The following is a 15,509-nucleotide window of genomic DNA, read 5'->3' on the forward strand; positions in this document are numbered from 1 at the left end:
GCGCGGAATGCGCCCATAAGGCTCCCCGAGCATCGGAGCCGCGCTAGCCGCCCGGGCGGCTCATCCACTCCAGCTGGGCCGCCCGGGCCTCTCTTTGCAATTCAAGCGACGGACGCTCCATGGCGATCACGACCTACGCCGAGCTGCAGGCGGCTGCGGCCAACTGGCTGGTGCGCGCGGATCTGACCGCCCGCATCCCGGAATTCATCACGCTGGCCGAAGCGCGGCTGAACCGCGCGCTTCGCGCCCGGCGAGCCGAGGTGGAGCAGGCGCTCAGCGCAACCATCGGATCGCGGAGCATCGCCCTGCCGGCCGGCTTCGCCGAGCCGCTGGCGCTGTGGATCGTGCGCCCCGACGGCGCGCGTTGCGCGCTGCGTTTCGTGGAGCCCAGTCTTCTGGCCCTGGTCAGCCTGCGCGGCGAGCCGGCCGTCTGGAGCATCGATGCTGCGAACCTGGTCTTCGAGCGGGTCTGCGACCAGGCCTATGGCTTCACCCTGCGGATGCTTGCGAAGTTCCAGCTGTCTGACGCCACGCCCACGAACGCGCTGCTGGCCGACGCGCCGGACGCCTACCTGTTCGCCACGCTCTGCGAGGCCGCGCCGTTCCTGCGCGATGCGGAGCTGGCGCAGGCCTATGAGAGCAAGCTCGAGCAGGCGATCGCGGACCTGAACGCGAAGGATGCGCGAAGCCGTGCGCCCAAGGCGCTGCGGACCGAAACGCCGCATCCGCGGCTGACCTTCGACATCGTGCGAGGGGTCTGATGAGCCTGCCGCCCATCGGGCCGGGGACGCCCGAGGCGCTCAGGCCGCTGCTGAAGTCCATCTGCGACGCGATCATCGACCTGCGAGCTCCGGCCGAGCCGAAGCCGGTGTTCGCCGTCGCCCAAACCGGGCTGCCGCCGGCGGCCAGCTATCCCAACTGCGTCGTGCTGGTGAGCGACCTCGACATCCTCGCCCATTCCGACGGCGTCCATTGGATCCGCCAAGACACGGGAGCCGTGATCGTCTGATGCCTTCCTCCTGGTCCTCATCGCTGCGCTTCGAGCTGCAGTTCACGGGCGAGAACGTCAACCTTTGGGGCGACAAGCTGAACGCCGTGCTGCAGCACGCGGACTACGCCGCCGCCGGCTGGCTCACCAAGGTGCTGACGGCCGATACGGCGCTCTCCGTCGCCAACGCCGCCGACGACGAGGCGCGCGCGGCGATGGTGAAGTTCACCGGGGCGGGCGCGTTCACCGTGACCATCCCCTCGGTCAGCAAGCACTACGTCGTCTGGAACGCCTGCTCGGGCGCGCTCAACGTGACCACCGGGGCCGGAGCCGCCGCCACCATCCTGGCCGGCGAAAAGGTGGCCCTGATCTGCGACGGGGCGGGGGTGTGGCGCGTGCAGCCCACCGACTTCGCCGCCCAGCGTCTGACCAGTCTGGCCGATCCGGTCGCGCCGCAGGACGCCGCGACGAAGGCCTATGCGGACAACCTCGCCTTCACCGCCAACGCCGGCGTGCTCCCCGGCCAGACCGGCAACGCCGGCAAGTTCCTCACCACCGACGGCGTGAGCGCCGGCTGGTCGACCGTGAGTCCCGACCAGGCCGGCAATGCGGGCAAGTTCCTGAGCACGGACGGCGTCAACCAGAACTGGCGTGCGCCCTCCACCGCCGACCTTGCGGACATCGGCGCCTACACCGCCCAGCGCAACGCCTTTGCGATCGCCGCCGCGATCGCTCTTTAGGAGACCAAGACATGGCCGTGACGCCGAACAACATCATCACACCGCAGGCGGTGAAGACGGCCAACGCCGTCACCACGGCCGCCAAGACGACCTACGGCGACAGCACCAACGCGGTGAAGATCGTGACGCCCGGGCCGAACGGGGCGGCCCTCTATGGATTGAGGGCGGTCCCGCGCGCGACGGTGACCGCCACGCAGCTGCAGCTCTACCGCTCGCCGGACAACGGGACGACCATGTACCTGATCGGCTCGGCGCTGATGGCCGCCTACACCATGGCCCAGACCACGGCCGCGCCGGCGACGGACTTCGGCTATTCCGAGACCGCGCCGCTGCGCCTGGGGCCCACGGACACGCTGTGGGTCGGGGCCGGCGTGGCCCTGGCCGGCGGAATCTCCTTCGACGCGCAGTACGAGGACCTCTGATGGGCAAGTCCATAGCCGCGAAGGCGATCGCGAGCCGCGTCGGCCTTGCCCAGCGCCGCATCGCGACGCGAACCGGGCTCGTGCGGACAGGCTTTGCGGGGTTCTGGTTCCACGTTGCGGCCGGATCGGGATCCTTCCAGCCGGACATAACCGGGATCGCACATGTCTTCGCGACCGGGGCCGGAGCTGGCGGCGGGCCACCCGGTATCAAAGGCGGAGGCGGTGGTGCCGCCGGATATGTGGCAGTGCCAATCTCCAAACTCTCCACGATTACCTACTCGGTCAGCAGCGGCGGAGCGGCAGGTGCGGACGGCGGCGACACGACTGTGATCATCGACGGCTGTACCTACATAGCCAAAGGCGGCGCGGCTGCTGGCGCCGGTGGCCAGGCGCTCGGTTTCGACATCAATCACCCCGGTGGCGACTCCGCTTCGGCCGGAACGGATGGTGGCAGCGCCGGCTCGATCGCCGGCTCGCAACAGGGCGGCGGCGGGGCGGGCGGTTTTGTGGATTACTCGATGCCGGGATCAAATGGAGGCATCGGGAACCATTTCACGAGCGCCGCGGGCAACGGCGGAGCAGGCAATAACGCCGGCGCTGGCTCGAATGGCGGCAACGGCGCAGGCGGAGGTGCCGGCACCACGACCGGCGGAAACGGCGGAGTGGGATACCTAGCAATCTACTTCACACAGAATTTCTAGCGGCCGACCTTGAGTTTGAATCCGTGAATGAGGTCTCGCGAAATCCGTCTCAGCTCACCTTCACCGGGCATACCCAATTGGTGGGATCGAGCGGCTCGGCGCCGGCGACCCCGGAGTCGGTCCCCTTCGGGATGCAGAAGAGGTTCACTGAGACAACGCCCGGGAAGGCGTTCTCAGCGGCGGCCTTGGGATTCGCCGGGTCGAAGAGCGGCGGGGTGTGCCAGTACTGATGGTAGGCCAGTTCGTCGATCAGCGAGATCAGCTCCTGCTGGCGCGCCGCGCGGTCGTTCTCGACGTAGAGAAGGGGTCGGCAGCGGCCGATCGTATCGTGAGCGCCGCGGAGCACTTCGCTCTCGAAACCTTCGACGTCGACCTTGATCAGATGGCAGGTCGGAAGCCCCAGGCTGTCGAGCGTAACGACGCGGGTCTTGACGCCGCGCGCGTCCGACCCTTCCGGCAGCACGCTGACGCCTCCGAAATTTCCCGGGGCGCCATAGTCCATGGCAGGCACCAGGACGTGGCCCGGCTCGGCGCCGACGGCGTCGGGAAAGGCCAGGACGTTGCGCACGTCGTTAAGCGCCAAGTTGGCGCACAGGATCTGAAATACGCGCTGCTGCGGCTCGAAGGCGTAGAGCGGGCCGGGAGCGCACAGCCGCGCCATGGGCACCGTGTGCGCGCCGATGTTCGAGCCGACCTCGACGATGCACATGCCGGGTTTGATGATCTGCTCGAACAGGCGGCCTTCCTGGCCGCTGAACTCGCCGTAGAGATCCAACGAGCGTGTGATGTACCGGTCGCCGCGCAGCGCCAGCATCGGACCGTGGCGGGTTTCGTAGGTCTTGGCGTCGGGCTCGCTCACGCAGCCGAGTCCGCGTTCGAGGGCTGCAGGCGTGGGCCGGCGTACTCGACGTCGCCCACGTGGACGAGCGGGACCTGCAGGTCGGCCCAGACCTCGCCGCCGAGATCGCGCCAGCGACGGCAGAAGGCCTGGTGGTCGGCCAGGTAGAACCCGGTTTCCGGCTCGATGAAGGAGTCGAACACCATGGCCGCTTCGCGAACGGCGGCCCCGCGCAGGTCGCCAAGGCTCGCCTGGAGCCGGGGGTATGCGGCGCTCATGCGCTCGGCGGCCGCCCGGCTGACCAGTAAAAAACCACCGCCGACGAAGCTCACCGGCTGAAAGCCGTCCGGTGTCGCCGGCCCAAGCGGCGCGCCCACTTCGAAACCGGCTTCGCTGACCTTGCGCGGGTAGACCCCGCCCACGACGTCGCGCGCCGAACCGAGCAGCCGAAAGGCGGCCTGCGGCTCGAAGCCGACGTCGGCGTCGACGAACAGCAGGTGGCTGGCCTGGCCCGCCAGGAACTTCGCCATCATGGCCGCACGGGCGCGGCCGATCAGCGCCTCGCCTCCTGCAAGGTCGATCTCGAGCGGGATCTCTCCGGCCGCGCAAGCGGCGCGCAGGGCAAGCAGCGAACGCAGATAGAGCACGTGCGCCGAGCCGCCGTAGCACGGGGTCGCCAGGTGGAGGCGGGGCTTCGACACGCGGGGCTCCGGAGGGCGGGATCGTGGCTCTCGATCGCTCGTCTATCCGCCCGGGGGCCGGCCGCCAAGCGGACAACCCGCTCCTCAGCCAACACAACAATAATGGACGACCGATGAGAATTCCCCTCGATCTGCCGCCGGGGCTGAACGACGACGACACCAGCTTCGCCGGCTCCGGTCGCTGGGCGGACGCATCCAATGTGCGCTTCCGGCTCGGCCGGCCGCAGGTGATCGGCGGCTGGGAGGCGCTCACCGCCACGACGCTGACGGGCGTTTGCCGCGCCGCGTTTCCGTGGACCGACAACGCCGCGGTTCTGAACATCGCCTTCGGCACACATTCGAACCTTCAGCTGTGGCAGGGCGGTGCGCTGTTCGATCTGACGCCGGCCGCGGGCTTCGAGCCGGGCGCGATCGACGGCGCCGGCAGCGCGGGCTACGGCACCGGCGCGTTCGGCGTTGGGGGTTACGGACTCCCATCGACGGGGGATTACTTCCCCCTGACGTGGTCGTTCGGGGCGTGGGGGCAGAACCTCCTGGCCTGCCCACGCAACCAGACGATCTTCGCCTGGACGAACGACACCTCGGTCAAGGCCGCGGCGCTGGCGAACGCGCCCGCGAACGTGACCTACATGCTCGTTGCGCCGCTGAACGGCGGATATCAGGCGTTTGCGCTCGGCTGCAACGAGGAGATCTCGGGGGTCTTCAATCCGCTCTGCATCCGGCACTCGTCGATCCGGAACAACACGGAGTGGAGCACCAGCGCCTCCGGCTCGACCGCCCGCGAATACGTGCTGACCGGCGGCGGCCGCATCGTCGCGGGCCGCATGGCCGGACCCTACATGCTGGTGTGGACCAGCGACGCCCTGTTCCTCGGCTCGTTCGTCGGTTCGTTGAACGAGCCCTGGCGCTTCGATCGGGTGGGACGCAACTGCGGCCTGGTCGGACCCAATGCGGCTGTGGTTGTTGGGCAGACAGCCTATTGGGCGAGCCCGGACCGGCAGTTCTACAGCTACGCCGTGGGCGGCCAGCCGGAGCCCCTCGTCTGCCCCATCCGAGAGGCGTTCGCGGAAAATCTCGCCGCAAGCCAGGGCGACAAGGTCGTCGTCTCCTCCAACGCCGAGTTCGGCGAAGTGCGCTTCGACTATCCCGACAGCCGCGACGGCTATGAGAACAGCCGTTTCGTGGCCGTCGCGCTGAACGGTCCCGACGCCGGCGCCTGGCACCGCGGCATCATGGCCCGCACCGCCTTCGTGGATGCCGGACCCTCCGCCTATCCGGTGGGCGTGACCTACGACGGATCGGTCTATTTCCATGAGAAGGGCCACTCGGCGGATGGCGCGCCGTTCGCCTGGTTCATCGAAAGCGGCGACAGCTACCTTGATCCGGAACGCGGGCTGCTGGTGCGGGGGCTTTGGCCCGACTTCAAAGAGCAGGTGGGTCCGGTCAGCGTCACGATCACCTCGCGTTGGCAGCCGCAGGGGGAGGAACGGATCTTCACGGCGCCGCCGATGGCGGCGGGAGACCCCAAGATGGATCTGCTGCTGAGCGGCCGCCTCTTCCGGGTGAGGTTCGCCGGGACGAGCGCGCCCACGGCCGGACGCATCGGCGAACCGATGTTCGATGTCGCGCCGGCGGGGCTGCAATGAGCTTCGAGGAGACCTGGGCCGGCAGCGCGCCCAGATTGGACCATGCGCTGGCGCATGCCGGGCGCACGCACTCGCTCGAGGACGTCAAGGCCATGGTTGCGGCGGGTCGGGCCCAGCTCTGGGCCTCGCCAGCGAGCGCCGTCGTGACCGTGATCGAGGACGATCCGTGCGAGCGGCGCCTTCTGGTCTGGCTGGCCGGCGGCGATCTCGAGGAGCTCCTCGAGCGGATGCTGCCCCGCGTGGAAGCGTGGGGCCGGACGCGGGGTTGCCGGCGGCTCCTCGTGATCGGCCGCGCGGGATGGGAGCGGGCGATGAAACCCCACGGATTTGCGCCGTTGGCGCGTGTGATCGCAAAGGACCTGTAGATGAGCCTGAAGATCGGAGGGTCTGCCTCCAAGTCGAGTCAGACCTCGAACACCAACTCCACGAGCAGCTTCAACAACACCAGCATGCCGATCGTGCCGGATTGGGCGTCGTCCCTGACGCAGAACGTGGCCGGCAAGGTCGGGCAGCTGAGCCAGGCGAACCCATATGGCTTCATCGCCCCGAGCAACGATCTGCAGCAACTGGCCTCGTCCGAAGGCGGCTACCTGAACGGCTCGCCGTCCAACTTCAACGCAGCGGTCGGCGAAACCGGCTACATCATGAACGCCAACGCGCCGCGCACCGGCGCGGTGCAGGCCTCGCCTTACATCCAAGCGTACATGGACCCGTATCAGAGCGACGTTGTCGACGCCGCCGATGCGGACCTCGCGGCTAATGAAGGCCACGTGCGGGCGCAGCAGGCACTGGATCTGGCGGGCTCCGGCGCGTTCGGCGGCTCGGGCGCGGCGCTGACCCAGTCGATGACCGAAGGCGAGCTCGCTCGCGCCCGTGAATCCGCGCTGGCGGGATTGCGCGCGCAGGGCTTCACCCAGGCCCTAGGCGCGGCCCAGCAGGACGCACAGCGGGCGCAGGGCGCGAAGGACCTGAACGCGCAGCTCTACGGCCAGCAGATGGACCGCTCGCTCGCGGCCGCCCGGCAGCTGGGCGATCTCTCCGCAGCATATGACGCCAACCAGAGGGCCAACATCGGGACCCAGCTGCAGGCCGGCGACGACCTCAGGAATATCCAGCAGCAACAGCTGCAGGCGCCGGTGACCAGCACGCAGCAGATCGTGGCGATGCTGAGCGGACTGCCGATCCAGCTGTTCACGGGCCAGACCCAGTCGGGAACCCAAACGGGCTCGAGCACCACCAACGCCTCCGCACATGGAACCAATATCTCGCTGGGCGCTGAGGCCACATACAACAAGCCGTCTTAACGTGAGAACGAGGGTGACAGCTCGGATCCCAGCAGAACGCCTCGCGGCGGTCGAACAACGGCTGACCGATCATGAAGCGCGCTGCGAAGAGCGGCTGGCGGAGATTCGCGTCTCGGCGGCGCACACCCTGCGGGCGGTCGAGGGCCTGAAGAGCCGCTTCTGGGCCATCTGCCTGTCGCTGCTGGCGTGGGCGCTCGCCCAGCTCTGGTCGGGCGAGCAGGCGCGCGTCAGGCGTGTGGAAATCCCCGCCGCCGTTCTCGCCAAAGCGGGGATCACCCAGCCCGTCACGCCCCGAAGCCGCGGGGGTTTCTAGATGTCCGAGCAAACCTACAAGCTGATCTCCGACAAGGTGTTCCCGCTGCTGCTCGTGTTGCTGGCGGGCACCGGCTACCTGCTTCGCCTGCCATCGGAGTTCTGCGCCGGGATCGGCGCGGCGGGCCTCGTCGCCTACCGCAACGGCGACGCCAAATCCCCCCAGTCCTGAGCCTTAGGGAAACTGCCATGTCCGACCTCTCGCAAGCCGTCCACGTGCTGGAAGACCTGCTCTCCGGCAAGACCGACTTCAACGGCTTCAAGGCCGGCGAGCTGGCGATCATCGACCATCGCATCGCCACGGCCGCGCCCGCCGTGCAGCCGTTCCTTTATGTCGCCCGCGACAGCCTGGCGGCCGGCGCCTCGACGCTGGTCGGAGCCGGCGAGAGCGCGCTCGGACCGATCATCAACGCCAGCTCGGATACGCAGGCGACCATGCTGGCCAACGTCATGTCGGCCGCCGGCATCCCGACCGCAGGCCCGCTCTCGGTCGCCGAGCACGCCGCGCTGGTGAGCCTGATCAACGGCTTCAAGGCGTTCCTCGACAAGCGGCACATCGAGATCGTGGCGCCGCCCGCCGTGCAGCGGGCTGCGCCGCAGGCTGCCTGATGGGCGGCTTCATCGCACGCATCCTCACCTGGCTGATCGGGCGGCTGTTCAATCGGACGCCGCCCCAGTCGGCCGAGGCCGCCGAAGCCCAGACGGTCGGCCAAGCGACCGTCTCGCTCAACGTGGAGAAACAGACCAATGCCGAGGTCGAGAAAGCCGTCCAGGCGGCTCGCGCCAGCGATGATCGCGCCGCTCGTGATCCTTGCAGCCTGCGCGCACCGGACCCCGACAGCCGCGACTGAACCTGCGAGCGCACCGGCGCCCAGGGCGTCGGCCTGCTCAGCGTTCGCCCGGATCTCGTTCTCGCGGCTACACGACACCGCCGAGACGATCCGCCAGGTGAAAGCCTACGACGCGGCCCGCGACGCACTGTGCGGCGTCGGGAAGTGACAGCCGGCGCCGCGGCCAGCCGGCGGCTCGAGGCGCGCATCGCCGAGCTCGAGGCCGAACTCGGAATGGCTGATCGAGCGAGCGACCGCCGAGGCGATCTCCAAGCTGCTCCCCGAGCGGCCGCAGGCGGCGCTGTGACCCGCGCCGTCGGCACGCGGCGCTTCCTGAGCCCAGGGAAAGGGAATGGTGCCGCCGGACAGGATCGAACTGTCGACCTCAGCCTTACCAAGGATGCGCTCTACCACTGAGCTACGGCGGCCAAAGGCGAGGGGCGGGCTATAGCCAACGCGCACGTCCGCGTGAAGCCCGAATCCGCGCGGCGGGGTTGACGCACCCCACGCCGAGCCGCACCCCCTAGCTCATGACTTCGCCGCGAAAGACCAGGCCCCAGCCTCCGCAGGACAGAGAGGCGAAGCTCGCCGCTGCGCTTCGCGCCAACCTGCGGCTCAGAAAGATCGGCGAGGCGAAATCGGAGCGACCGCGACCGCGGGCCGCGGAACCCGATGAAGAGCCGCGATGAACCGCACTTTGCGGCGCTAGGGGTCGCAGGCTAGAAAACGACCTGGGCTGACTGGCCGCACCTCGCCGCGGCGCTTCGAAAGACGACAGATTGGATCGCATCGCCATCACCGGCGGGGCTCGCCTGGAGGGCGAGATCCCGATCAGCGGCGCCAAGAATTCGGCCATCAAACTGATGGCGGCGAGCCTGCTCACCGACGAGACATTGCGGCTCACCAACATGCCGCGCCTGGCGGACACCCGCTTTCTCGGCAAACTGCTGGAGCGGCTCGGGACCGAGGTGGCCGAGGCAGAAGGGGCGGGGGGTCCCGAAACACTGCTGCGCACACGCGAGATCGTAAGCGCGATTGCGCCTTACGACCTGGTGCGCCAGATGCGGGCCTCGTTCAACGTCCTTGGACCGCTGCTTGCGCGCACGGGACAGGCCAAGGTGTCTCTGCCTGGGGGGTGCACGATCGGCGCGCGGCCGGTGGACCTTCACCTGCAGGCGCTGGAAGTGCTTGGCGGACGAATTGACCTGCACGAGGGCTATGTCTACGCCCAGGCCCCGCGCGGGCTGAAGGGCGGGCGCATCGAGTTCCCGTTCATCTCGGTGGGGGCCACCGAGCACGCGATGCTCGCCGCCGTGCTGGCCGAAGGCGAGACCGTTATCGCCAATGCCGCTCACGAGCCGGAGATGGTCGACCTCGCGGAGTGCCTGAACAAGATGGGCGCGAAGATCTCCGGCGCGGGCACCTCGACGATCCACATCCAGGGCGTCGCGCGGCTCTCCGGGACGACGCACGCGGTGATGCCGGACCGCATCGAGACCGGGACCTATGCCCTGGCCGCGGCGATGGCCGGAGGCGAAGTGCGACTCACACGCACCCGCGGCGACTTCATTCAGAGCCTTCTAGACAAGATGGAGGAGGCCGGCGTCGAGGTCACCGCGCACAATGATGGCCTGACCGTGAGGCGCAACGGAGCGCGGTTGAACGCGGTCGAGATCGATACGGCGCCCTATCCCGGGTTCGCCACGGATCTTCAGGCGCAGTTCATGGCGCTGATGACGCTCGCGGAGGGGGAGAGCGTCATCCGGGAGACGATCTTCGAAAACAGATTCATGCATGCGCCGGAGTTGGGACGGCTCGGGGCGGACATCTCGGTCTCCGGCGGCGAGGCCCGGGTTCGCGGGGTGCGCTCCCTCGAGGGAGCGCAGGTCATGGCGACTGATCTACGGGCTTCGGTGAGCCTGGTGATCGCCGGGCTGGCGGCTCGCGGCGAAACGATGGTGAACCGCGTTTATCACCTGGATCGGGGGTTCGAGCGGCTTGAGGAGAAGCTCGGCGGCTGTGGCGCTCAGATCCGGCGGATCAAGGGCGACGGCGAGGAGGACGACTAGTGGCTGATCCCAAGCCGCTTCGACTGCTGGCCCAAGATGTCGATGACCTCGCGGTCATCTCCGCCGCAGTGCAGGATGCCGTCCTGCGGATCGGCGACATCGCCTTCGAGCCGGCGTCCCGACGGCTGACGCTCGCCCTGAACCGCTATCGATGGGAAGCCGGAAGCGGAGAGCGCGTGCGGGCCGGCTTGCAGGTCGCAGGTGTCCTGAACGTGCAGGCCCGCAAAGTGAAGCGCGGCGCGCCCGATGCCATCCTGGAGCTGCTGGCGGTCAGTTTCGAGCCCGCCGAGCCGCCTGGCGGCGCAATCACGTTCAGCTTCGCCGGAGGCGCAGACCTGCGCGTCACCGTCGAATGCATTGACGCGGTCATGGCGGACGTCTCAAAGCCCTGGTCCGCCAAGCACGCGCCCACCCACGATGTCTAGGCGCAGCATGGCGCGCGCCCCGGGCTACGGCTAAACAGGCGCGCCATGCGCCGCTTCCGCTTCTCCGAGCCGAATTTCAAAGTCTCTTTCGCCTCCTTCGTCGAGGAGCGACGCGAAACGCCGGCTGACGTGGACGCCGTCGCGCGGCGCGTCATCGAAGCCGTGCGCGCGGAAGGCCTTCCCGCCGTGCTGCGGTTCACCTCCGAGTTCGACAAGGTCGAACTGGAGGAGGCCGGCCTGAAGGTCTCGGAGGCGGAGATCGAGGCAGGATTCGAGGCGTGTCCGCAGAGCGTGCGCGACGCCATCACTTTCGCGGCCAGCCGGATCCGACATTATCACGAGCGCCAACGACCGGCGGACGACCGATTCACGGATGAGCTTGGCGTAGAGCTTGGCTGGCGTTGGACGTCGTTGGACTCCGTCGGGATCTATGTGCCTGGCGGACGCGCCGCCTATCCCTCCACGGTGCTGATGAACGCCGTGCCGGCCGCGACGGCGGGCGTGCCGCGGATCGCCATGGTCACCCCGCCAGGGCGCCTGCAGGTTGCGGTGCTCGCCGCCGCGCGAATCGCCGGAGTGACTGAAATCTGGCGGGTGGGCGGCGCGCAGTCGATCGCCGCTCTTGCGTACGGCGCCGGTCCGATCGAGCGCGTGGACAAGATCGTGGGCCCGGGAAACGCGTACGTCACCGCCGCCAAGCAGCGCGTCTACGGCGCCGTCGGCATCGACGCTCTGGCGGGGCCCTCCGAAATCGTTGTCGTGGCGGACGGCAGGAACGATCCGCAGTGGATTGCAGCCGACCTGCTGTCGCAGGCGGAGCACGACCCGGCTGCCCAGGCGATCCTGATCACCGACGACGAAGCATTCGCAGGGCGCGTCGAAGCGGCCGTCGCTAAGCAGCTGTCGAGCTTGCTCACTCGCGAAGTCGCGGCGCAATCGTGGCGCGCACACGGGGCAATCGTGATCGCCCCGCTCGAGGAAGCGCCGGCGCTGATAGACCTCATCGCCCCCGAGCACGCGGAGTTCGCGATCGACCATCCGGAGCAGTTGGCCGATCGGGTGCGACACGCCGGAGCCATCTTCCTCGGCCGGCATGCGCCTGAGGCGATCGGCGACTACGTCGCGGGATCGAACCATGTGTTGCCGACCAGCCGGGCGGCGCGGTTCTCGTCAGGTCTCTCCCTCCATGACTTCCTGAAGCGCACGTCCATCGTGAAGTGCGGTGCTGCGGCCTTCGAAGCCCTTGCGCCCGCGACTATCGCGCTGGCCGACGCCGAGGGGTTGCCCGCGCACGCGCGCTCGGCGGCCATTCGTCTCGGACAGAGCTGACGCCTCGCCGGCACAGGCGCCGGCAGGATGACGCGGAGGGTCAGAATGCCATAAAGCTCGCCGGGACCTTCCGACCAGGCGCCATGGCCGACGACGACCGCAAGCAGCATCGCCTCGAGAAAGTCGAGCTCGACGAGGAGTCGCTCGCGGCGGTCTCGCGCGACCAGGAACAGGAGCGGCAGATCGCAATCTTCGACCTGCTGGAGGAGAACTATTTCAAACCGGAAGGCGGCGAACGGGGTCCTTACGAGCTAAAGATGGGATTGGTGGAGAACCGGCTGCTTCTGGATATCCGCGGACCTGGCTACGAACGCCGGCACATCCTCTCACTCTCGCCGTTTCGCGGAATCATCAAAGACTACTTCATGGTGTGCGAAAGTTATTACGAGGCGATCCGAAATTCGACGCCGGCGCAGATCGAAGCCTTGGACATGGGCCGGCGCGCCCTTCACAACGAAGCTTCGGAGCTGCTTCGCACCCGGCTCACCGGCAAAATCGACACCGATCTGGACACCTCGCGACGCCTGTTCACACTGATCTGCGCGCTGCATTGGCGAGGCTGATTTCGGATGCCCGCCGACATCGAATCGAGGCTTCCGGGCACCGTCCTTTTCGCCTGCAACCACAATCGCGTGCGATCGCCCATGGCCGAGGCGCTGCTCAAGCGGTTGGCCGGCGATCGCATCTACGTGGATAGCTGTGGCCTTCGACGTGAGGTGAGCCGCGGCGAAAACGCAGAGCGCACGAGCGACGCCCTCGATCCGTTTGCGGCTGCGGTGATGACCGAGGTCGGCTTTGATCTTTCAGGTCACCGAGCGAAGACATTCGACGAACTGGAGGACGAGTCCTTTGACCTGGTGATCTCTCTGACTCCCGAGGCGCAGCACCGGGCGGTGGAGCTCTCGCGCGGTCGCGCAACCCACATCGAATATTGGCCGACTCTCGACCCTACGCTGATCGAAGGCGCCCGAGAGGCCCGCCTCGCCGCGTACAGACAGGTGCGGGACGCACTCGCGAGGCGGATCGGAGCTCGCTTCGGACAGGCGCTCCGCGGGCCCGTCGACCTCAAGCAGCAGGGTGAGATATGATTTCAAGCTGTTCACGGCTCGCGGCCTGACGTAAAGGCGCGAACCGTCGTTTTCGCTCGGCCGGGAGTCTGCATGGCGAAAGAAGAACTGCTGGAATTTCCAGGTACGGTCACCGAGGTCCTGCCGAACGCAACATTTCGCGTGAAGCTGGAGAACGATCACGAGATCATCGCCCACACCGCCGGGAAGATGCGCAAGAACCGGATTCGCGTGTCAGCCGGCGACAAGGTGCTTGTTGAGATGACACCCTATGATCTCACCAAGGGCCGGATCACCTTCCGAGTCCGATAGAGCGACGGATCGTGTCGCCGATCGCTCAGCGCCTGGTGCTTGCCTCCGCGAGCCCGCGGCGCATCGAGCTCCTGCGCCAGATCGGCATTGAACCCGACGCGGTCGACGCCGCCGATCTCGAAGAACTCCCCCTGGAACACGAACCGCCGCCAGAGTTGGCGCTTCGCCTCGCGACGGCCAAAGCCGAGCAAGTCGCGCAGCGCCACGCCGACGCCTTCGTGCTCGGCGCGGATACTGTGGTGGCGCTCGGCCGCCGCGTGCTGCCCAAGGCGGAGACGCTCGGCCAGGGACGTCGCTGTCTCGAACTGCTATCCGGCCGCGCGCATCAGGTCTTGACGGGGATATGCGTCGCCGCGCCCGACGGTCGTTGCGCCCGACGCCTGGTCAGGACTCGGGTCTGGTTCAAGCGGCTCTCCGACGAAGAGGTCGAGAGCTACCTGGGAACCGGTGAGTGGCTCGGCAAGGCGGGCGGTTACGCCATCCAGGGACGGGCCGGCGTGTTCGTGAGCTATCTTCGGGGGTCCTATTCGGGCGTTGTGGGCCTGGCGCTCCATGAGACGCAGAACCTCCTGACTGGCCTGGGATATCGCGGGCCGTGATCCAAAGGTCGCTCTATGTGGACCGCAGCCCCGGCGAGCTCCGGGCGGTGCTCACGGCCGACGGACAGCCGGAACGGCTGCTTATCCGCCGCGACGACGACGACCTGCGCCTGGCGCTGGGCGCCCGATTGGTCGCAAGGGTCGCGTCCGTCGAGCCGGCGATCTCGACGGCGTTCCTGGATCTCGGGAGCGGGGCCGAAGCGGTGCTGCCGTTCAAACCAGACGCGCGGCCACGTGTCGGTCAATTCCTGGACATCGAAGTGCGGACCGAACCGCGGCGGGGAAAACTCGCCGTTGCGCGAATGCGTGCGGTCGCGGCGGGGCCGGCGCGCCTCTTGACTGCGCCGCCTGATCCGGTCGGTCAGCTCGAGTCCCTGATTCCCGATGGCGCGTTGATCGAGGGTCGCGCGGCGCGCGAGATGGCCGACGAGGCTGAGGCCCTGGTGCTCGCCGTGACGCATCCGCTGCCCGGGGGCGGCATGGTCTCCATTGAGCCGACGCGCGCCCTCGTGGCGGTCGACATCGATGTGGGCGCGCGCAAGGGCGCCGAGACCAAACGGGTGACGCGCCAGACAAATCTCGGGGCTTTGCCACGGCTCGCCCGATTGCTGCGATTGAAGGCGCTTGGGGGCCTAGTGGTGATCGATCTGGTGGGGCGGGGGCACGACGCCGGCGCGATCATCACTGCGGCCCGTGCGGCCTTCGCTCCAGACAATCCAGGGGTCGTTGTCGGGCCGGTCGGGCGGTTCGGGACCATAGAGCTGATTGTCCCACGGCGGGTCCGGCCGCTCGCTGAGCTGCTTAGCGACGAAGCTGGAGCGCTGAGCTGCAAGACGCTGGCGCATCGATTGATCCGTCGTCTCGAGGACGAAGCCCGCGCCCAACCCGGCGCGCGGCTCATTGCGCGGTGCGCTCCGGAGATCGCCTCGGCGGCCAAGCCCCTGGCCAACGCGCTGGTCGGGAAAATCGGGGCGCGATTTGCAATCCTGGGCGATCCTGCTCGGCCTCGCGATCAGCCGGAGATCGGCGCGACATGAGCGCGCCGAGCTGCCCGATCTGCGGCAAGCCCATGCAGGAAGCCTACAGGCCATTCTGCTCGAAGCGCTGCGCGGATGTGGATCTGCAACGGTGGCTCAGCGGAGGTTACGCCATACCCTCAGTCGAGGACCAGGAGGGCCCCGACGAAGTCGAGGATGAGGGATGATCGCCGCGTTCTGGACTTCGAG

General features: G+C 68.0%; 23 protein-coding genes and 1 tRNA gene. 21 read left to right on the forward strand and 3 right to left on the reverse strand.

Annotated elements, in window-relative coordinates; genetic code table 11:
• The first annotated feature begins 119 nt into the window (after window positions 1-119).
• Genes Q0W60_RS06880 through Q0W60_RS06900 form a run of 5 tightly spaced genes read left to right on the forward strand, consistent with a single transcriptional unit; the run spans window position 120 to window position 2,851 of the window.
• Window positions 120-761 (forward strand): hypothetical protein, encoded by a 642-nt coding sequence (locus tag Q0W60_RS06880; protein ID WP_297693913.1) that lies wholly within the window; start codon window positions 120-122, stop codon window positions 759-761.
• Window positions 761-1,009, forward strand: coding sequence for a hypothetical protein (locus tag Q0W60_RS06885; protein ID WP_297693915.1), 249 nt, complete (start codon window positions 761-763; stop codon window positions 1,007-1,009). Before Q0W60_RS06880 ends, Q0W60_RS06885 begins: the two co-directional genes overlap by 1 nt.
• Window positions 1,009-1,728, forward strand: a complete 720-nt coding sequence (locus Q0W60_RS06890) for a hypothetical protein (protein WP_297693916.1) — start codon at window positions 1,009-1,011, stop codon at window positions 1,726-1,728. Before Q0W60_RS06885 ends, Q0W60_RS06890 begins: the two co-directional genes overlap by 1 nt.
• 11 nt (window positions 1,729-1,739) lie before the next feature.
• A complete protein-coding gene (locus tag Q0W60_RS06895) occupies window positions 1,740-2,150 on the forward strand; it encodes a hypothetical protein (protein WP_297693918.1) in 411 nt (136 codons plus the stop codon).
• Window positions 2,150-2,851 carry a hypothetical protein gene (locus tag Q0W60_RS06900; protein WP_297693920.1) on the forward strand — a complete coding sequence of 234 codons (702 nt, stop codon included), beginning with the start codon at window positions 2,150-2,152 and terminating at the stop codon, window positions 2,849-2,851. Before Q0W60_RS06895 ends, Q0W60_RS06900 begins: the two co-directional genes overlap by 1 nt.
• A gap of 49 nt (window positions 2,852-2,900) precedes the next feature.
• On the opposite strand, the gene Q0W60_RS06905 is transcribed toward Q0W60_RS06900, so the two are convergent.
• Complete coding sequence (locus Q0W60_RS06905; protein ID WP_297693922.1) at window positions 2,901-3,710, reverse strand: FkbM family methyltransferase; 810 nt, start codon at window positions 3,708-3,710, stop codon at window positions 2,901-2,903.
• A complete protein-coding gene (locus tag Q0W60_RS06910; protein ID WP_297693924.1) occupies window positions 3,707-4,390 on the reverse strand; it encodes a hypothetical protein in 684 nt (227 codons plus the stop codon). Before Q0W60_RS06910 ends, Q0W60_RS06905 begins: the two co-directional genes overlap by 4 nt.
• Before the next feature lie 113 nt (window positions 4,391-4,503).
• On the opposite strand from Q0W60_RS06910, the gene Q0W60_RS06915 reads away from it, so the two are divergent.
• The 7 genes from Q0W60_RS06915 to Q0W60_RS06945 are packed head-to-tail and all read left to right on the forward strand — an operon-like array spanning window position 4,504 to window position 8,503.
• The gene (locus Q0W60_RS06915) at window positions 4,504-6,036 is read left to right on the forward strand and encodes a hypothetical protein (RefSeq protein WP_297693925.1); all 1,533 of its coding nucleotides are present in this window, start codon (window positions 4,504-4,506) and stop codon (window positions 6,034-6,036) included.
• The gene (locus Q0W60_RS06920; RefSeq protein WP_297693927.1) at window positions 6,033-6,401 is read left to right on the forward strand and encodes a hypothetical protein; all 369 of its coding nucleotides are present in this window, start codon (window positions 6,033-6,035) and stop codon (window positions 6,399-6,401) included. Before Q0W60_RS06915 ends, Q0W60_RS06920 begins: the two co-directional genes overlap by 4 nt.
• Complete coding sequence (locus Q0W60_RS06925) at window positions 6,402-7,340, forward strand: hypothetical protein (RefSeq protein WP_297693929.1); 939 nt, start codon at window positions 6,402-6,404, stop codon at window positions 7,338-7,340.
• A 13-nt stretch (window positions 7,341-7,353) separates the two neighbouring features.
• Window positions 7,354-7,653 (forward strand): hypothetical protein, encoded by a 300-nt coding sequence (locus Q0W60_RS06930; RefSeq protein WP_297693931.1) that lies wholly within the window; start codon window positions 7,354-7,356, stop codon window positions 7,651-7,653.
• Complete coding sequence (locus Q0W60_RS06935; RefSeq protein WP_297693933.1) at window positions 7,654-7,824, forward strand: hypothetical protein; 171 nt, start codon at window positions 7,654-7,656, stop codon at window positions 7,822-7,824.
• Between the two features lie 17 nt (window positions 7,825-7,841).
• Window positions 7,842-8,261 carry a hypothetical protein gene (locus Q0W60_RS06940; protein WP_297693935.1) on the forward strand — a complete coding sequence of 140 codons (420 nt, stop codon included), beginning with the start codon at window positions 7,842-7,844 and terminating at the stop codon, window positions 8,259-8,261.
• A complete protein-coding gene (locus tag Q0W60_RS06945) occupies window positions 8,261-8,503 on the forward strand; it encodes a hypothetical protein (RefSeq protein ID WP_297693936.1) in 243 nt (80 codons plus the stop codon). The genes Q0W60_RS06940 and Q0W60_RS06945 overlap by 1 nt, the downstream gene beginning before the upstream one ends.
• 332 nt (window positions 8,504-8,835) lie before the next feature.
• Here the strand turns inward: Q0W60_RS06945 and Q0W60_RS06950 are convergent.
• Window positions 8,836-8,910: transfer RNA gene (locus tag Q0W60_RS06950), tRNA-Thr, on the reverse strand.
• Between the two features lie 351 nt (window positions 8,911-9,261).
• On the opposite strand from Q0W60_RS06950, the gene murA reads away from it, so the two are divergent.
• From murA to yacG, 9 genes are all read left to right on the forward strand, one after another.
• Window positions 9,262-10,551, forward strand: coding sequence for a UDP-N-acetylglucosamine 1-carboxyvinyltransferase (murA, locus tag Q0W60_RS06955; protein WP_297693938.1), 1,290 nt, complete (start codon window positions 9,262-9,264; stop codon window positions 10,549-10,551).
• Entirely contained in the window at window positions 10,551-10,976 is a 426-nt protein-coding gene (locus Q0W60_RS06960) for a DUF2948 family protein (protein WP_297693940.1), read from the forward strand. The genes murA and Q0W60_RS06960 overlap by 1 nt, the downstream gene beginning before the upstream one ends.
• Before the next feature lie 45 nt (window positions 10,977-11,021).
• Window positions 11,022-12,305: a histidinol dehydrogenase gene (hisD, locus tag Q0W60_RS06965; RefSeq protein WP_297693942.1), complete on the forward strand. Its 1,284-nt coding sequence runs from the start codon at window positions 11,022-11,024 to the stop codon at window positions 12,303-12,305.
• Window positions 12,306-12,388: 83 nt separating this feature from the next.
• Window positions 12,389-12,868 (forward strand): UPF0262 family protein, encoded by a 480-nt coding sequence (locus tag Q0W60_RS06970; protein WP_297693943.1) that lies wholly within the window; start codon window positions 12,389-12,391, stop codon window positions 12,866-12,868.
• Between the two features lie 6 nt (window positions 12,869-12,874).
• Window positions 12,875-13,393 carry a low molecular weight phosphatase family protein gene (locus Q0W60_RS06975; RefSeq protein WP_297693945.1) on the forward strand — a complete coding sequence of 173 codons (519 nt, stop codon included), beginning with the start codon at window positions 12,875-12,877 and terminating at the stop codon, window positions 13,391-13,393.
• Window positions 13,394-13,465: 72 nt separating this feature from the next.
• Complete coding sequence (infA, locus tag Q0W60_RS06980; protein ID WP_297693947.1) at window positions 13,466-13,684, forward strand: translation initiation factor IF-1; 219 nt, start codon at window positions 13,466-13,468, stop codon at window positions 13,682-13,684.
• A gap of 11 nt (window positions 13,685-13,695) precedes the next feature.
• Entirely contained in the window at window positions 13,696-14,283 is a 588-nt protein-coding gene (locus Q0W60_RS06985; RefSeq protein WP_297693949.1) for a nucleoside triphosphate pyrophosphatase, read from the forward strand.
• Window positions 14,280-15,320, forward strand: coding sequence for a ribonuclease E/G (locus Q0W60_RS06990; RefSeq protein WP_297693951.1), 1,041 nt, complete (start codon window positions 14,280-14,282; stop codon window positions 15,318-15,320). Before Q0W60_RS06985 ends, Q0W60_RS06990 begins: the two co-directional genes overlap by 4 nt.
• Window positions 15,317-15,487, forward strand: coding sequence for a DNA gyrase inhibitor YacG (gene yacG, locus Q0W60_RS06995; RefSeq protein WP_297693953.1), 171 nt, complete (start codon window positions 15,317-15,319; stop codon window positions 15,485-15,487). The genes Q0W60_RS06990 and yacG overlap by 4 nt, the downstream gene beginning before the upstream one ends.
• Window positions 15,488-15,509: the final 22 nt, after the last annotated feature.

Source organism: Phenylobacterium sp. (genome assembly GCF_025934275.1).
Taxonomy (GTDB): domain Bacteria; phylum Pseudomonadota; class Alphaproteobacteria; order Caulobacterales; family Caulobacteraceae; genus Phenylobacterium.